This is a genomic window from Bacillus yunxiaonensis, assembly GCF_037104695.1.
Classification (GTDB): domain Bacteria; phylum Bacillota; class Bacilli; order Bacillales; family Bacillaceae_G; genus Bacillus_A; species Bacillus_A yunxiaonensis.
In genome coordinates, this window is the sequence record NZ_JBAWSV010000013.1 from 19,137 (window position 1) to 35,317 (window position 16,181).

At 36.1% G+C, this 16,181-nt stretch carries 16 protein-coding genes and 1 pseudogene; 10 read left to right on the forward strand and 7 right to left on the reverse strand.

Annotated elements, in window-relative coordinates:
- The first annotated feature begins 244 nt into the window (after positions 1 to 244).
- Complete coding sequence (locus WAX78_RS23640) at positions 245 to 1,102, forward strand: putative protein N(5)-glutamine methyltransferase (protein WP_336484485.1); 858 nt, start codon at positions 245 to 247, stop codon at positions 1,100 to 1,102.
- Positions 1,103 to 1,223: 121 nt separating this feature from the next.
- Here the strand turns inward: WAX78_RS23640 and WAX78_RS23645 are convergent, their stop codons facing one another.
- The 4 genes from WAX78_RS23645 to WAX78_RS23660 all read right to left on the reverse strand — a co-directional run bounded on the left by WAX78_RS23645 (position 1,224) and on the right by WAX78_RS23660 (position 5,278).
- Positions 1,224 to 1,730 (reverse strand): mismatch-specific DNA-glycosylase, encoded by a 507-nt coding sequence (locus WAX78_RS23645; protein ID WP_336484486.1) that lies wholly within the window; start codon positions 1,728 to 1,730, stop codon positions 1,224 to 1,226.
- A 361-nt stretch (positions 1,731 to 2,091) separates the two neighbouring features.
- Entirely contained in the window at positions 2,092 to 3,498 is a 1,407-nt protein-coding gene (scfB, locus tag WAX78_RS23650; RefSeq protein WP_336484487.1) for a thioether cross-link-forming SCIFF peptide maturase, read from the reverse strand.
- 162 nt (positions 3,499 to 3,660) lie between these two features.
- Positions 3,661 to 3,810, reverse strand: coding sequence for a six-cysteine ranthipeptide SCIFF (scfA, locus tag WAX78_RS23655; RefSeq protein WP_079999468.1), 150 nt, complete (start codon positions 3,808 to 3,810; stop codon positions 3,661 to 3,663).
- 400 nt (positions 3,811 to 4,210) lie between these two features.
- Positions 4,211 to 5,278, reverse strand: a complete 1,068-nt coding sequence (locus WAX78_RS23660; protein WP_336484488.1) for a TRAP transporter substrate-binding protein — start codon at positions 5,276 to 5,278, stop codon at positions 4,211 to 4,213.
- Between the two features lie 88 nt (positions 5,279 to 5,366).
- Between WAX78_RS23660 and WAX78_RS23665 the strand changes: the two genes are divergently transcribed.
- The 4 genes from WAX78_RS23665 to WAX78_RS23680 all read left to right on the forward strand — a co-directional run bounded on the left by WAX78_RS23665 (position 5,367) and on the right by WAX78_RS23680 (position 9,857).
- Complete coding sequence (locus WAX78_RS23665; protein WP_336484489.1) at positions 5,367 to 6,968, forward strand: sensor histidine kinase; 1,602 nt, start codon at positions 5,367 to 5,369, stop codon at positions 6,966 to 6,968.
- On the forward strand, positions 6,958 to 7,656 hold the full coding sequence (locus WAX78_RS23670; protein WP_336484490.1) for a response regulator: 699 nt from the start codon (positions 6,958 to 6,960) through the stop codon (positions 7,654 to 7,656). The genes WAX78_RS23665 and WAX78_RS23670 overlap by 11 nt, the downstream gene beginning before the upstream one ends.
- A 122-nt stretch (positions 7,657 to 7,778) precedes the next feature.
- Positions 7,779 to 9,059 carry a C4-dicarboxylate transporter DctP gene (dctP, locus tag WAX78_RS23675; protein ID WP_336484491.1) on the forward strand — a complete coding sequence of 427 codons (1,281 nt, stop codon included), beginning with the start codon at positions 7,779 to 7,781 and terminating at the stop codon, positions 9,057 to 9,059.
- Positions 9,060 to 9,233: 174 nt separating this feature from the next.
- Positions 9,234 to 9,857 (forward strand): hypothetical protein, encoded by a 624-nt coding sequence (locus tag WAX78_RS23680; RefSeq protein ID WP_413789234.1) that lies wholly within the window; start codon positions 9,234 to 9,236, stop codon positions 9,855 to 9,857.
- A 71-nt stretch (positions 9,858 to 9,928) separates the two neighbouring features.
- On the opposite strand, the pseudogene WAX78_RS25290 reads toward WAX78_RS23680, so the two are convergent.
- Positions 9,929 to 10,027: pseudogene (locus tag WAX78_RS25290) on the reverse strand (glycosyltransferase); the annotation flags it as partial.
- Between the two features lie 237 nt (positions 10,028 to 10,264).
- Between WAX78_RS25290 and WAX78_RS23685 the strand changes: the two are divergent.
- The 3 genes from WAX78_RS23685 to WAX78_RS23695 all read left to right on the forward strand — a co-directional run bounded on the left by WAX78_RS23685 (position 10,265) and on the right by WAX78_RS23695 (position 11,535).
- On the forward strand, positions 10,265 to 10,789 hold the full coding sequence (locus tag WAX78_RS23685; protein WP_336484493.1) for a hypothetical protein: 525 nt from the start codon (positions 10,265 to 10,267) through the stop codon (positions 10,787 to 10,789).
- Between the two features lie 196 nt (positions 10,790 to 10,985).
- Positions 10,986 to 11,309, forward strand: a complete 324-nt coding sequence (locus WAX78_RS23690; RefSeq protein ID WP_336484494.1) for a YbjQ family protein — start codon at positions 10,986 to 10,988, stop codon at positions 11,307 to 11,309.
- Between the two features lies 1 nt (position 11,310).
- A complete protein-coding gene (locus WAX78_RS23695; RefSeq protein ID WP_336484495.1) occupies positions 11,311 to 11,535 on the forward strand; it encodes a hypothetical protein in 225 nt (74 codons plus the stop codon).
- Between the two features lie 86 nt (positions 11,536 to 11,621).
- On the opposite strand, the gene WAX78_RS23700 is transcribed toward WAX78_RS23695, so the two are convergent.
- Both WAX78_RS23700 and WAX78_RS23705 read right to left on the reverse strand, forming a co-directional pair.
- Positions 11,622 to 13,448 (reverse strand): glucosaminidase domain-containing protein, encoded by a 1,827-nt coding sequence (locus WAX78_RS23700; RefSeq protein ID WP_336484496.1) that lies wholly within the window; start codon positions 13,446 to 13,448, stop codon positions 11,622 to 11,624.
- 305 nt (positions 13,449 to 13,753) lie between these two features.
- Positions 13,754 to 14,215 (reverse strand): YusW family protein, encoded by a 462-nt coding sequence (locus WAX78_RS23705; protein ID WP_336484497.1) that lies wholly within the window; start codon positions 14,213 to 14,215, stop codon positions 13,754 to 13,756.
- A 182-nt stretch (positions 14,216 to 14,397) separates the two neighbouring features.
- On the opposite strand from WAX78_RS23705, the gene WAX78_RS23710 reads away from it, so the two are divergent.
- Positions 14,398 to 14,979: a TetR/AcrR family transcriptional regulator gene (locus WAX78_RS23710; RefSeq protein ID WP_336484498.1), complete on the forward strand. Its 582-nt coding sequence runs from the start codon at positions 14,398 to 14,400 to the stop codon at positions 14,977 to 14,979.
- 53 nt (positions 14,980 to 15,032) lie between these two features.
- Positions 15,033 to 16,172, forward strand: coding sequence for a YhgE/Pip domain-containing protein (locus WAX78_RS23715; protein WP_336484499.1), 1,140 nt, complete (start codon positions 15,033 to 15,035; stop codon positions 16,170 to 16,172).
- Positions 16,173 to 16,181 lie beyond the last annotated feature (9 nt).

Here is a 16,181-nt window from a genome sequence, read left to right on the forward strand (position 1 = left end):
TGTTATTCTTTTATCAAGGTTATTAAGATTAATTGAATCAAAGGTTATTTCAAAGTTACACAGTCATGTCAATCGGCAATAAAGTCATTTAAAACACACCAAAAGAGATATCATAATGACATCTCTTTTGGTGTGTTTTTTTTGTAAAGGGTAATAAGAAAAATTTCAGCTCCAATTAGACTGAACTGCAATTTAATTTATTAAACTAACGGACAGATTATGAAGAGGGGAATGAGGGGAATTGATGGAATCAAGGAAAGCATCTTTGAGCTTCGAGAAAGTCAATTGTGGCGGTTGTCATGGAGATATCGTTTGTACAGACATCGTTACTAAGCTTCGAGCTGCTGGCTGTGTTTTCGCCGAAGATGAGGCACGGTTACTCATTTCTACGGCCAGGACACCGGAGGATCTCGACGCCATGGTAGACCGACGAGTAGCTGGTTTGCCCCTTGAACATATTATCGGCTGGACTGAGTTTTGCGGTCTGCGGATAGCGGTGGACCCGGGCGTTTTTGTACCTCGTCGCCGCACAGAGTTTCTCGTCCGCCAGGCTGCCGCCCTCACACGGCCAGGAGCCGTCGTGGTTGACTTGTGCTGCGGCTCGGGCGCGTTGGGCGCGGCGCTGGCGGCAGCGCAGGAACGGATTGAGCTATATTCCTCCGACATTGACCCCGCCGCGGTGCAGTGTGCCTTGCGCAACGTCGCTGCCACCGGTGGTCACGTGTATGAAGGTGACCTCTACGAGCCGTTGCCTGCCACACTGCGGGGCCGCGTCGATATCCTGGTCGCCAACGTACCTTACGTACCTACTGGGATGATTAGGATACTACCCCCAGAGGCTCGCATACATGAGGCGCGTGTGGCACTCGACGGAGGTGTGGACGGGCTTAATGTTCAGCGACGGGTGGCGGCCGCAGCGCCAGATTGGCTGGCACCTGGCGGCCATTTGCTGATCGAGACTAGTGAACGGCAGGCAAAGCAAACTGTCGAGATCTTTGCTCATAATGGGTTGATACCGCAGGTGGCCCATTCTAATGAACTGGATGCCACCGTTGTCATCGGAACTAGGCCCGCCTGTTTATCGGATACTAACGGGCAGTAAGACTCCCACCTCAAGATTCAGAGAAAGGCGAAGAAGATAGGTGGAGGATGAAGAAAACCCCCACTGATGGGGGTTTTACTTTATTGCAAAAAAACGACGGTACTAAATACCTACCGGTGTCTTACTTACATACTAATTGAGCCAGTTGCTTATAGATCTTCACAATTTCTTCAAGCCTTATTCTTACTAATCCGCTTGAGGAGGGGGCAACAAAATCAATTGTTCCAGTTATGACTGGCTCAAGCTGCTGTCCCCATGGAGCTACCTTTTGACCGCTATATTCTTGATAAACGCCTTTCCCAACAAAACAGACTACTTCGGGCTTTAACTGTGTAATTTTCTGTTTTAAAATTTCTTTTCCTTCTTTATATTCTCCTTTGGTAATCTCATCTGCTGCCTTAGTTGGTCTTGCTACTATGTTTGTAAGACCCATATCCAAATCCAATAATTTGTAGTCTTCCGAAGCATCATATTTTCTTGGTGTTAGTCCCGCTTCATGAAGAATTCTCCAAAAACGATTATTAGGATTGGCGAAGTGATGCCCTGTTTCACTTGAACGAATACTTGGATTAAAGCCGACAAACAAAATTTTTAAACCTTTTTTAATATGATCATTAACTGGGTTCAAGATTAAATTGCCTCCTTATATGGAATACCAACTGATAAAGTTTTTTTATTTTACCACAACCTTTTCAGTTTCTTCTTAATTTGTTGGGTTAAATTTCCTATAGAAAGATGTAAAGGGGAAGTTTAAGTGAATTAAAAATGGACAAAGTTCATGATACTTCTGGCCGTTAAAAAAGTTATAGGCTGAAAAAGTGTTTTTATCATTCTTGTTTTTAGAGATAGATTTAAGTTGTTCTAAGGATAGACATATCAGATGTAAATTCTTAAATTTAAACAAAGACATTGAAACATTTTCAAAAAGGCTGAGCATAATCCAGATTTTTTTCTGATTCATGTCCCAGCCTCTTTTTGCATCTTTATGTTTATTCAGCTATTGCCTGTTCACCTTGTTCCATAGCTCTGATAGATTCGGCTACTTTAACCATCATAGAACATTCGATTCTCTTGCAGAAGATGTCACAACTGAAGTCGTAAGTTCCCTTGAGGGAGCCGGTTGCGTGCAGCGCGTTGGCAGGGCAGCCGCCACTGCAGTAGAGTTTCGCCCAGCAGTCTTGGCATTCTTTCTTCGAGTAGCAGTTGCTTTCTTTAAATTGGCATTGCGTTTCTGGTTTTGTGATTCCATCCCAGATGTTTCCCATGCTGTACTCTTCATCTCCAACGAATTGGTGGCAAGGGAAGAGCTCGCCCCATGGTGTGACAGCGAGATATTCGGTTCCTGAGCCACAGCCGGAAATTCTTTTTTGAATGCAAGGGCCTTCTGAGAGGTCAAGCATGTAATGGTAGAAGGTAAAGCCATTGCCTTTTTCCTCGCGCTCCAGTATTTCCTTGGCGAGAATTTCGTACTGGTTGTAAATCTCCGGGAGGTCCTTCTCAGTGAGGGCATATGGTTCACTTGGATCGCAGATGACGGGTTCCATTGAGAGTTTATCGAAACCAAGGTCTGCGATATGAAAAATGTCATTAGTAAAATCGACATTGTTGCGAGTGTAGGTTCCACGTACGTAGTATTCTTTGTCTCCACGCTTTTCGATGAATTCCTGGAATTTCGGAACGATATAATCGTAGCTTCCTTTTCCAGTGACTGTTTTGCGAAGGTGATCATGAACCTCTTTTCTTCCATCAAGACTTAGTACGACATTGTACATTTCCTCGTTCAAGAAATCGGTGACCTCATCGTTCAGCATCATGCCATTCGTAGTGAAGGTGAAGCGAAAAGTCTTTTTGTACTCTTTTTCTTTGCTTCTTGCGTAAGCGACAATCTGTTTGACAACCTTCCATGCCATGAGTGGTTCTCCACCGAAGAAGTCGACGTCGAGGTTTCGATGATGACCAGAGTTTTCCAATAGGTAATCAATAGCTCTTTGTCCAACCTCATAGCTCATGATTGCTCTGTTTCCGTTGTATTTTCCCTGGCTGGCGAAGCAGTATTCGCATGATAGGTTACAGGTATGCGCGACATTGAGACAAAGTGCCTTTACATAAGTTTGACGATTTCTCAAATCAATCGAGAGGTCCTTAAATTCATCCTCAGTAAAGAGTTGTCCATCATTTTTTAGCTCTTCGACATCCGCCATTGTTTCTCGAATGTCCCCCTCGGAGATGTTAGAATCATGTTTGTACTTTTCTAGCATCATTGTCACGATTTCTTCCGCAGGAGTATTCTCGTAAAGCGCGATGATTTCATAGGCGAGGTCGTCGACAACATGCACCGATCCACTATAGGTATCGAGCACGATGTTATATCCATTTAATTTATATTGATGAATCATACTTAATAATCAAACTCCTTTTATTCATAAAGTAAAACTCCATCAGTGAGTTTTTACTCTCCAGTGATGGTTAGTTGAATTGAGTGGGAAATTATTGTTCTCGAATAGTGGGAAAAAATGGCCGCCCATCTGTAAGCAGTTGGGCGGTACATTTCTTATTTCCTATCTGTTCATTGTGTTTTCACACTTCTGATTGGCAACTCCGCAAGACGTTTTACAAGCTGATTGGCAAGATGTTTGGCATGCACCGCATCCACCGTGCTTTACAGTATCCGTCAGTTTACGAGTGCTCAGTGTTACGATTCTTTTCATAACGTATAACTCCTTTTTAAAATGTTTTTTGAAGAAATAAGAGTTAAATATTGTGAAGTATTTCACATTTAGAGGTAGTAATTGTGAATAATTTCACAATAATGATTAAACCTTGTGAATCCTTTCACATTAATTCCAATAATAATTTTAACAACACTATGGATTCACGTCAATCATTCCTGATGTCTCGATACTGTGGAACAGCCATTTGATTTCGCTTCTACTTTTCCTTCATCACCATTTAAAGAGTTTCGAGAAAGCGAAACGTTCGCATGTAATTATGATTTAGGATTCCCTATTATAATAGTAAATCCGTCCTTTCTTAAGATAGCCGAAGGTATTATCTTAAGAAAAGACGGATTTTTTTGCATCTATCTTTGAATATTTATGTGTTTTGCTATTATGGAACCTGTGTGTCGTATTTCCGTTGTAATTCTTTCAACTCCTTCACCAAATTCTCTCCAATCGTAGGAGCAAGTTTGTCGTATATAGGTGATAGTGTCTTTTCCCACTCTTTGCGTTGTTCGTCGTTTAATTCATGAATTTGAATTGATGAGTTTTGTTTAATGAGTTCAAGCTGTTCTGTGTTCATTTGAATGGATTGTTGATCATTCCAAGCAGTTGTTTCTTCCATTGCTTCCATTAATATTTGCTTTGTTTTTTTCGTTTGTTTGTCCCAGGTTTTTTGATTCATCATGACAGCATATCCTAAATACCCATGGTTAGTAATTGTCAAATAGTTTTGAACGTTATAGAATTTTTTAGAGTAGATATTTGAAATGGTATTTTCTTCGCCATCAACTTTTCCTGATTCAATTAATTGATATGTAGAGTTAAATGAATCAGGATATGTGTGAACTTTTAACAAATCAAATTGGGATTTGATTACATCACTTTGCATGATGCGAAAAGATTGTCCCTTTATATCTTCGGGTGTATAAATGGGTCCTTTATTTGAAGTGATTTGTTTAAAGCCGTTAGACCAGTGGGCAAGCCCTTTTATTCCATCTTTTTGTAAGGATTGAAGTAATTGGTCCCCAATTTTTCCGTTTAAGCCTTCCTGTAAGGCTTCATAACTTGAAAAAGCAAATGGCAAATCAAGTACGCCCCATCCAGAGGAGAATGCTCCAAGTTTTGATGTAGAGGGAGCAATAATTTGTACTTGCCCAGATTGTAAAGCATGAAATTCTTCTATATCAGAATATAAGCTTCCGTTAGGGAAGACCTCTATTTTTATTTTACCATTTGATTTTTCATCAACGAGTTCAGCAAATTTGTTGGCAGCACGTCCTTTTGGTGTGTTTTCTGCTACAACATGGCTAAATTTAAAGACGATTTGGTCTTTTAGTCCTTCTTGGTCATCATCATATGAGAGTTTATTTTGAGAAAAATAACCTTGATATTTAATAAATAAAGTGCTTGCAATTAAAGTGATGAAAAGGAGTATAAAAGTAGCTGCTTTTTTCATCTTAGTCCTCCTTTTGAGGTCGTTATTGTAAGCATACCGAGAAGATTTCTATTCGTAAAGATGCTTTTAGAGGGAAGGAGGACCAAAAGTGAGAAAATTACCGATCCGGTGGAAAATTACGATTCTTTCTTATGCGGTAGTTATATTTTCACTTATGATCGGCGGAGGAATTATAATCGCAAATATTCAACAAAAAGAAGAAAAAGAATTAAGAATTAGATCTATGAATACAGCGCGAACGGTAGCAGAAATGTCAGATGTAAAGAGGGCTCTTCAAGAAGCAAATGGATGGATTACATTAAATTCTGTTATTGAAAAGATCAGAGTAATTAATGAAACAGATTATATTGTAGTTATGAATATGGAACGAATTCGATATTCGCATCCCGTGAAAGAAATGATCGGGAAACCTTCCAAAGGAGCGGATGAAGAACCAGCATTTGCAGAGCATATTTATTTTTCAAAAGCAAAGGGAGATATAGGTACTGTAATTCGTGCGTTTATGCCTATTAAAGATCAAAACTTAAACCAAATTGGTGTTGTCGTTGTGGGAAATAAAATACCAAGCTTTTGGGGGATTATGGTTGAATTACGAGGAGAAATTCTTTTTATAGTCATACTAACTTTAATATTTGGATTGATAGGTTCATTGATGCTTGCCAACCATATAAAAAAGCAAATGTTTCAGTTAGAGCCATATGAAATTAAACGGATACTTGAAGAAAGGACAGCAACCTTCCATTCAATGAATGAGGGTGTGATTGCAATTGATAATCAAGAAATTATTACGGTTTTCAACGAGAAAGCAAAGCAGGTTTTTCATGTAGAGGGAGATGTTGTAGGAAAGCCTATTCGTAAAGTGTTACAGGATACAAGGCTTCCAGAAATCGTGGAGAAAAATCAGGCAGTGTACAATGAAGAGATAAAAGTCAGCGGACAGGTTATTTTAAGTAATCGTATCCCTATTAAGAAGGGTAATGAATTAATTGGAGCTGTAGCAATTTTCCAAGATCGTACTGAAGTAACAAAGCTTGCGGAGGAATTAACTGGTGTGAAGAACTTTGTAGAGGCATTGCGTGTGCAAAGCCATGAGCATATGAATAAACTTCATACAATAGCAGGGTTAATTCAGCTTGGTAAATCTGACAAGGCATTACAACTTGCATATAACACTTCAGAAGAACAGGAAAGTGTAACAAATTTTTTAAATGAGACAATTAAAAATGATGCCGTTGCAGGTCTTCTTTTAAGTAAAATTAGTAGAGGAAAAGAGCTCGGAATTCAGGTCCTTATTGATCAAAATAGTTATTTGGAAGCTTTTCCGTACCAATTAGATCAACACGATTTTGTTGTATTATTAGGTAATTTAATAGAAAATGCATTTGGATCATTTGAACAAATTGAGATTGAGAATAAAAGAATTGATATTAGTATCGAGCAGTCAGAGGACGTATGTGCAATATTAATTGAAGATAATGGCTGCGGAATAAAAGAAGAGTATTTACCAAGGGTATATGAAAAAGGGTTTACGGTGAATAAGCGTAGCGGGACAGGTTATGGTCTTTTTCTAGTAAAACAAATTGTTGAAAAGGGAAGAGGGGAAATTAGGATTTCATCTTTTCAAGATGAAGGAACTTCTTTTATCATTACTTTTCCAATGGAGATGGAGGCGGAATTGTATGGCATGTAAAGAGGAATTTAAAGTAGTGTTGATAGAAGATGATCCAATGGTTCAGGAAGTGAATAAAGAGTTTATAAGAAGAGTAGAAGGGTTTCAAGTAATAGCTGTTGCAAGCGATGGTGAGGAGGGGATTTGTTTTGTCAAAAAAATGAATCCAGATCTTGTTATTTTGGATATCTTTATGCCTAAAAAGGACGGTATTAAAGTACTGCAGGAATTTCGAAAGCAAGAATTAGAAACGGATGTAATTGTTGTGTCTGCTGCTAAAGATAGGGAAACAATTAAACTCATGCTTCAAAATGGAGCACTAGACTATATTATTAAGCCTTTTAAGTTGTATCGTATTCAGCAAGCGTTAGAGAAGTACCGTCAATATAGAACCAGTTTGAGAGATTCTGGAGTTATTTCGCAGGAGCAACTAGATTTATTACTATATTCTGGGCGTTCTGAGAAAACTGTGAGCAGTTTGCCAAAAGGTTTGAACGAATTTACATTAAATGAAATTGTAACGTATGTAAAAAAGCAAGAAGAACCTCGTTCTGCTGAAGAAGTGGCTCGTGCAATTGGTATAGCTAGAGTGACGGCTCGGCGCTACTTAGATTATTTAGAAAAAAGGGGCGTAATTCATTTGGCAGTTCAATATGGTGGAATTGGAAGACCAATTAACCGTTATGTGTTTCACGAAACGAAAAACTAAGACCAAAATGAACAAAATATTCGTTATGACCATAAACTTCTCTCTTTCTCATGTAAACGCTATCATTATGTTAGAAACAAAGAGGTAGAAAAGTTTATAAAATTAGAGGAGGGGGAAGAAAGGTGAAACGACTCTTTAAAAATTTAACCTTTCAAGTATTAGCGGCTATTGTACTTGGTGTGTTAGTTGGATTACTTTGGCCAAGTGTCGGTAAACAAATGAAGCCATTAGGCGATACATTTATTAACGCTGTAAAAATGGTAATTGCACCGATTATTTTCTTAACAATTGTACTCGGTATCGCCAAAATGGGAGATATGAAAAAGGTTGGTAAGGTCGGTGGAAAAGCTCTTATTTATTTTGAGGTTGTGACTACATTTGCACTTATTGTTGGTTTAATTGTTGTAAATATTATGAAGCCAGGGGAAGGCCTTAATTTTAATGAACTTGCAAAGGGAGACGTATCAAAATATACACAAGGCGGGGGACATGGCATTAACTGGATTGATTTTGTAACCCATATAGTTCCTTCTAATATGGTTGATGCGTTTGCAAAAGGTGATATTTTACAAGTATTATTCTTCTCAATTTTATTTGGTATAGGGCTAGCGGCTCTTGGAGAAAAAGGAAAATCAGTGATTGATTTCTTAGATAAACTTTCACACGTATTCTTTAACATTATTGGTTATGTAATGAAAGCTGCACCAATCGGAGCATTTGGTGCTATGGCATATACAATCGGTTACTTTGGACTTGCTTCACTTTTACCACTTGGGAAACTAATGATGTCGGTATATATAACGATGTTCCTATTCGTTTTTGTTGTTTTAAATATTATTTGTAAGATATATGGATTTAGTTTATGGAATTATTTAAAGTTTATTCGGGATGAAATATTAATCGTATTAGGAACAAGTTCTTCTGAATCTGTACTGCCAAGAATGATGAATAAGATGGAGCAATATGGATGTTCAAAATCTGTTGTTGGTCTTGTTATTCCAACAGGTTATTCTTTCAATCTTGATGGTACGTCTATTTATTTATCCATGGCAGTTGTCTTTTTAGCACAAGTATTTGGTGTCGATTTAACAATTGGACAGCAAGTTACAATTATTTTAGTGCTTATGTTAACGTCTAAAGGGGCTGCAGGTGTGACAGGAAGTGGATTTATTGTATTAGCATCTACGTTAGCAGCATTAAAGGTTATTCCTTTAGAAGGATTAGCATTACTTCTTGGAGTCGATCGCTTCATGAGTGAAGGAAGAGCCATTGTAAACCTAATTGGAAACGGGATTGCTACAATAATTGTTGCAAAGAGTGAAAACGAATTTGATGAAGTGAAATATGCAGAAGCAGTTTCTGGGATGAAAGTATTGAAAGAGACGAAGGAAATTAGTGCATAAGAGTTGGAAGCGTTTGTTTTAAAGGTAATGAAGAATACAATGGTAAAAGGTAAATAACCAAAGGTCATGAAGGAACTACCCACTATAATTGGTGGGTAGTTTTTTTGTAAAGTTGTCCAATCCTTCTCTATAGAATTACATATACTGATTAGCGAAATGAAAGGGGAGATGCAGATGGAAGAAAATACGACGAACGGCCCTTATATAAATACTGATGAAGGTGTATACACTTCTGCAAAATTACAACAAGCGATGGATCAAGCTTTTCGAATTCCTGTATTTTTAAGTACAGTAAATACTCTGAATCAATTGCAACAGCAATTTTTGGAGCGGCTTATTTTAGAAATTGAACAAGCTCTTCTGTTTCCTCGTACAATCCCTCGAAGTGATCTATATCCTGAAACACCATTAACAAGTATACGAAGAATGGTATTATCTAGTTATGGATTGGTAGCGGTCAATTTTCAAAGATTTTTTGTTCAAGGATTAAAAACAAATGTAGGAGCGTTTGAACCTCAAACACCATTTTGGGAAGGTACTCCTTTTTCACAAATTGAACCATCGATGGGCTATCAATATGGGTTACCATTATTATTAATTCGAGAAACCGGAACGGATGTTGCTAGGGGAATTTGGCAGTTAGGAAATGCTCCATTTTTAATATTAGACTGGAATTCTGAAACACAATCTGTAGACGCATTTTTTAATAGTGTTTCATGGAGAGAATTCTTTGCCAACTGGATAGGGCATGTGAGAAATGGCTATTATCTGCAAACAGAGCCGCAATTTAAGTATTGACTTCTAACAGTATAAAACTCCTTCATACTTCTGAAGGAGTTTTATACTGTTAGAAACAAATAAATCAGCTTTTAAAACTTATTTGGGAATTGTTTTATAATGCCTTCTGTAAGTGTGTCGGCCATTATTATAATATGGTCTTCATCTTTATCAAAGGCGATAATATCCGCATTCTAATCCTGTTTAATCCTTATTACTGCCTTATTTGTAACTTCTAAAAAAAGAACGTTTCATCCTGTTGTATGGTAGTAGATGTATAGGTTTTTAGTATAAGTAGTGTAGATAAAGTGACAATATTGTGAAATAGAAATCGCCATAGATACAAAAGATACTGGAAACATGTAATTTTTTACTTATTGTCATATAATATATAGAAGAAATACAGCGGATAAAAGGAGTAGTTTGAAATGAAACAAAAAGCTTGGGGTGCGATTCTGCTTAGTAGTGCATTACTATTAACAGGATGTACTAGTAATAAAGAAGCAAAAAAAGAAACGAAAGAAAAAGTAGAACAAATAGATCATAAAGAAGACAATCCAGAAGATGTGAAAGTGTATAATTCTGTACATAGTCAATATGAGAAAAAAATTAATGACGAAGTAAATCAGGCTATGGATATTTGGAAAGAAGCTAAAGATGGATCTCAAGGGACATTAAAATCTCCGAAGTTTAAAGAAGACGTACAAAAGGTAACAGAAAGTACGTTAGCAGATATTGAGAGTGTGCGTAAAGAAATTCGGGTTCCAAAATCAAAAGAAAGAGAAAACGACGAGTATGTAGGTTTTTTAAATGAAACAGAACAGGCGATGAAAAAATTAGCACAATTAGCGAAAGAAGAAAATTCTTCGTTAATTCGTGATGTTGAAGTACATTTTTCTACAGCAGTTAATTATTATGATCGTTTTAAAAAAGAAGAGCAGGGAGCGAAATAACTTTGTTTACAAGCAAAGCTATTTTGACCATGTAACAGCAGTAAAACCCTTACCGTGAGATTTGAAGAAATCAAGGTAAGGGTTTTTTGTGTTCTTTTGTAAAAAAATTGATATGGAATAATAGAATATTTGACATTCTTTGCATATATTATTATCATTATTGATAATAATAATATTTTTAAAGGAGTTGAACGAAATGATTGTTGTAACAACGGAAAGTGTGCCAGGTTATGAAGTAAAAAAGACATTAGGAACTGTGTTTGGGTTAACAGTACGGGCAAGAGGTTTAGGAAAAGATATTATGGCTGGACTCAAAGGTTTATTTGGCGGAGAGATTTCACAGTATACAGAAATGCTTGAGGATGCAAGGAAATATGCGTTAGATCGTATGATTGAAAATGCTGCAGCAATGGGGGCAAATGCAATTATTATGGTTCGTTTTGATTCTGGAAGTCTTAGTCATAATATGAGCGAAATTGTAGCATATGGTACAGCTGTTATTGTAGAAAAGGTTGAATAGTATGTGGAAAGGCATTTTCATATATTTTTGTGTACAGCTGGTTATTTTTCTTATTATTTTAATGATTTCTAAAAGAAAAGATAAAAGATTACAAGATAATCATGGCACAGAAGTACCAAATGGGTATTTGTTTACAGAAGAAATATATTTTGATCCAATTACGAGAGAGAAATATGAAGTATACTATAACGAAATGAACGGAAAAAGGTTTCATAAAAAATGTTAGTTTATTATTATATGAAATCGATAGAAATAACTTTTACTGCATAAAAACAGCTCTTTTAGACGGAAGCTAAAAGAGCTGTTTTGGTTTTACATATTTAATCCAGTTTTTAATGCCCAATATTTCTCTCCCGTCATTGTAAGAGAGAATTCAATCCATCCGTTTGGATCTTCACGATAAACAAATACAGGTGTGCCCGCTGCTAATGTACCTTGATAGTTTTCTGTCACAGGTTGACTTTTGATTACCCCATCAAATGGATATGGTACAACGTAATAGAAAGCAGGTAGTTTGGCAGTTGCTGTTGTTCCTTGTGAATATGTTTTGTATGGAATATCACTAGATAATGCGTCCACGTTTAAGGTACTTGTGTTCTTTGGTAATTTTTTTGCATATAAATAGTCTTGTTTATTGAAAGGTTTAATACGTTCCATAATCTTTGCAATTTTAGGAGACCAATCTGGGTCTGTTGCATACATTACATTCATACCTTGTAATGTTGGACCATTGAAGTAAGGTCCGCTTGCTTCTAAATATTTTTCTCTTACATAATTGGCATTATAAGAAATGCTATCACCGAAAGTTGGTAAATATTTCGCATATTTAAATGGATCAGAATCGTAAGCACGTAATCCAAATAGGTTATGCTTGCGATATGAAATTTCAGATTGACCATATCCCGACTCTAAGATAGCGTGTGCAGCTAAATAAAGAGCATTAACACCATGCTTAGCTTGAGCCGCAACAAAGTCATTTCCATGCCCAATCAATGGACTATCTGGATGATATTTTTTAATATCTGCATCAATTTCTGCTCCAGTAACATTTGAAGCATATGTTAAATCAAGATTTATGTATGATGTAGCGGAAATGTCATTTTCAGGAATCCAAACACCGCTATTGTCAAAGTAGTACGTCGTTCCGTTAATTGAAGCAAATCCAGTTTGCATCACACCATTTGACTGTAAATAGTACCATGTATTTCCTTCTTGCAGCCATCCTGTCTTCATTGCACCGTTGCTTTGCAGGTAATACCAGCTTCCATTTATGGATGACCATCCAGTTTGCAGCGCTCCACTAGAATTTAAATAATACCAAGCGCTACCATCCGAGAACCATCCAGTTTGCATCACACCATCATTTTGCAAATAATACCAGGTGCTATCTATTTGTAGCCATCCCGTTTGCATTATTCCTTTAGAATTGAGGTAATACCAATTATTATTATCAAGAAGCCAACCGATTTTCATTGCCCCGTCATTTTGGAAGTAATATCGGTTATTTCCTTGTTGTAACCAACCTGTTTTCATTACGCCATTATTATCGAAATAATAAGTTTTTCCGTTCACTGTTATAAATCCAGTTTGAAGGATACCTGAATTGTCAAAATGATACCATTTATTATCTATTTGTAGCCAACCATTTTTTAGCACACCGCTTTGGTCAAGATAATATTTCTTATCTCCGTCTAATAACCAACCAGTTTTCATTGTTCCATTTGGATTTAGATAGTACCAATTATTATTATCAAGAAGCCATCCTGTTTTTATTGCTCCATTAGAATTGAGGTAATACCAATTTTTCCCGTCAAGAAGCCAACCGGTTTGCATAGCACCACTAGAATTGAAAAAATACCAAGTGCTACCATCCGAGAACCATCCAGTTTGCATCACTCCGCTTGAATTGAAGTAATACCAGTTATTATTATTTTGTAACCAACCTTTTTTTACAGTGCCATCTGGATTGAAGTAATACCATTTTCCATCTTGTTGAACCCATCCAGTCTGTGTTGTAGAAGTCGCATTTTCATTTGTTGTAGTTGTCTTATTGTAAGTTGTTACGGTTTCAGCTAAACCTGTTATAGGAATAGAAATTATACTAGATGCTAGAATAATTGCTGTAGCTTTTTTAAACATATTTTACTAATACTCCTTTTAGTAGTTTTTTAGTTTCATATTAACCTAACTACTATTGTAACAAGGAAGGAGGAAAAAACAAATGCAATATTGTGGATATTTAATAGAATGATATTAAAATAATTTTATATTTAGATAATAATGAAATGCCTATCTAGGAAAATGTAAATATAAAAATGAGGTAGTTAAGTGAGGCATATGAAAAATAAAAAGCTGACTTGGAGCGTCAGCTTTTTATCCCGTAAAAACCCGATTGGTTTAACTAACCCTCTGGGAAAAAATCGTTCCCAGAAGGAAGTTTCACTTTATTTTGGCATTTTATATTCTTTTTTCGTTCCATCTGTAAAGACAACTTTTAAGTCGAATTTTTGATAATCTTTATCGAGTTGGAATACATCCACTATTTGATTAACGACATCTTGGTCTTTTGTGTCCTTATCAAATTTAAGCTGTTGTAAGAGTGGAGCCAATTTATTCATTGCTTCATCTCCAGCCAATCTTTCATTTGTTTTACTATCGTCTACTTTTGCTTCTGGTTTGTCAGTTGCTTTTTTCTGTTTATAGTCTGCTTCGTAGTCTTTCTTTGTATCTTGATAATTTGCCTTTAAATCGAATTCATTAAAACTTAATTTTAAATCCTGATTTACTGCATCTTTTGTTCCTTCTGTCGTTTTCTTATTAGTAGTTGGATCCTGTTTTGGTGTTGTACATCCTGTCATTGCAGGTACTAGCATGAATGCTAAAAGAATTGAAAATAAGATTTTCATTTTGTATGCCTCCTTAGTAGTTTTCAATAAAAGCTTTTCCAATTTTTATCTTTTTATGTAAGAAAAAGTAATGTTTTTTGTAATAAGGAAATGAAGCATAAAGAAAAATTGGATTGACAATAATTAGAAAACTTATATAATCTAAATGTAAGTGATCACTTGCATAAGGAAGAGAGGATTGTATGGCGCGCTCAAAGACAGCAGACAAAATTATTCAAGCAGCAATTGAGTTAGTGAAAGAAAGAGGATATAAAGCAGCAACGACGAAAGAAATCGCGATGCGTGCTGGTGTAAATGAAGTAACGATATTTCGTAATTTTAAAAATAAAAAGGGCATCATTGAAGCAGCTGTTTATGAATTTTCATATGTGCCGCATTTAAAACAGTTTTTACAAACAGAAATTGTGTGGGAATTAGAAGCGGATTTGAAGAATTTAGCAAGGCACTATCATAAATTTTTGAATGAAGCGAAAGACATAATTTCTATTGGTATACGTGAAGCAGGGGAATTTCCCGAATTAGATGATGAAATTTCTAAGATACCAAAAGGATTAAAAGAAGAATTGATGATTTATTTTGAAAAGATGCAGCAAGAAGGAAAAATTATTCATACAAATATTGAAGCACAAGTAATGAATTTTATATGGATTAATTTTGGTTATTTTCTATCCAAATTGCGTTTTGAAAATCGACTTATAGAGATCAATGATGAGAATTTTATTGAAAATAATATAACCTTATATGCTAGGGCATTAAGACCCTAGTATTTATTTAAAATTAAAAGCAAGTGTGTACTTGCTTGCGGAAGGGTGAAAAGATGAATACATTGAAACAATTTTTAAAAATACCGGGTACATATATAGGGATTGTAGTGGCATTAGCATTCCAGCTTATTTTCTTTTGCGTCTGGCTTACAGCGTATGATGGAGTAAATGAAAGAGCGGATCAAATGCACATTGCTGTTGTGAATCAGGATACGAACATGGGAAGTAAAGTAGCAGAAGGTTTACAGAAGAACCTACCTTTTCAAGTAACCGAAGAAAAATCTATGGAAAAAGCAAAAGAAGAAATGAATGCACATGCATACGATATGATTATTGAAATTCCGACTTCTTTTTCAAAGGATGTAAGCGAAAAAGGGAAAACAGATTTAACCTTTCATATTAACCAAGCAAACGCTATGATGGCAAAGCAGATGATGGAAGGAGTCGCGAAACAAGTTCGTGACAATGTAAATAAGGAAGTATCAAATTATAAACAGCAAGCAGTTGCTGGAAAATTACAAGCCATGGGACCAGGAAGCGTAGAAGCAATAAAAGGCTTAACTGAAGACTCAGTTGGATTTACGATTCATAAAGTAAATGATGCAAAAGGATTTTCTGTAAACATGGTACCGCTTATGATTGTGTTAGCTTCATTTGTAGGAGCGATGATTATGAGTATGGAATTATCTAAAGTGGCAAAACAGGTAGGAGGCAGCGGTGTTAATTACTTATCGCGACAAGTAATTAACACCGCGGTATCGATCCTACTTGCATGCATTACAATTGGTTTAATGAAAGCATTTCAAATTGAAGTGCAAGAAACAGTATGGAATGTATGGATATTTCAAGCAATTGTCTTTTTTGCTTTCCTATCATTAACACAAATGTTTATTACCTTATTTGGAAATGCAGGCATGCTTTTTAATATTATTTCGCTTTCATTACAACTTGTAAGCTCTGGTGTTATGGTTCCACATGCAATGTTATCCAAAACATACCAAACAATCGGTGAATTATTACCCGCAACATACGCTGCGAATGGCTATTATACAATAATATTTGGCGGCGGAAATTTAAAAGAAAATATTATTTCTCTATTATTTATAATTATCATTACACAAATTGTAGCGCTAATTGCGATAGGAATATCATTTGTATTAAAAGGGAAGAGACGTGTGATAAAAGAAGCATAAAGTGAAACT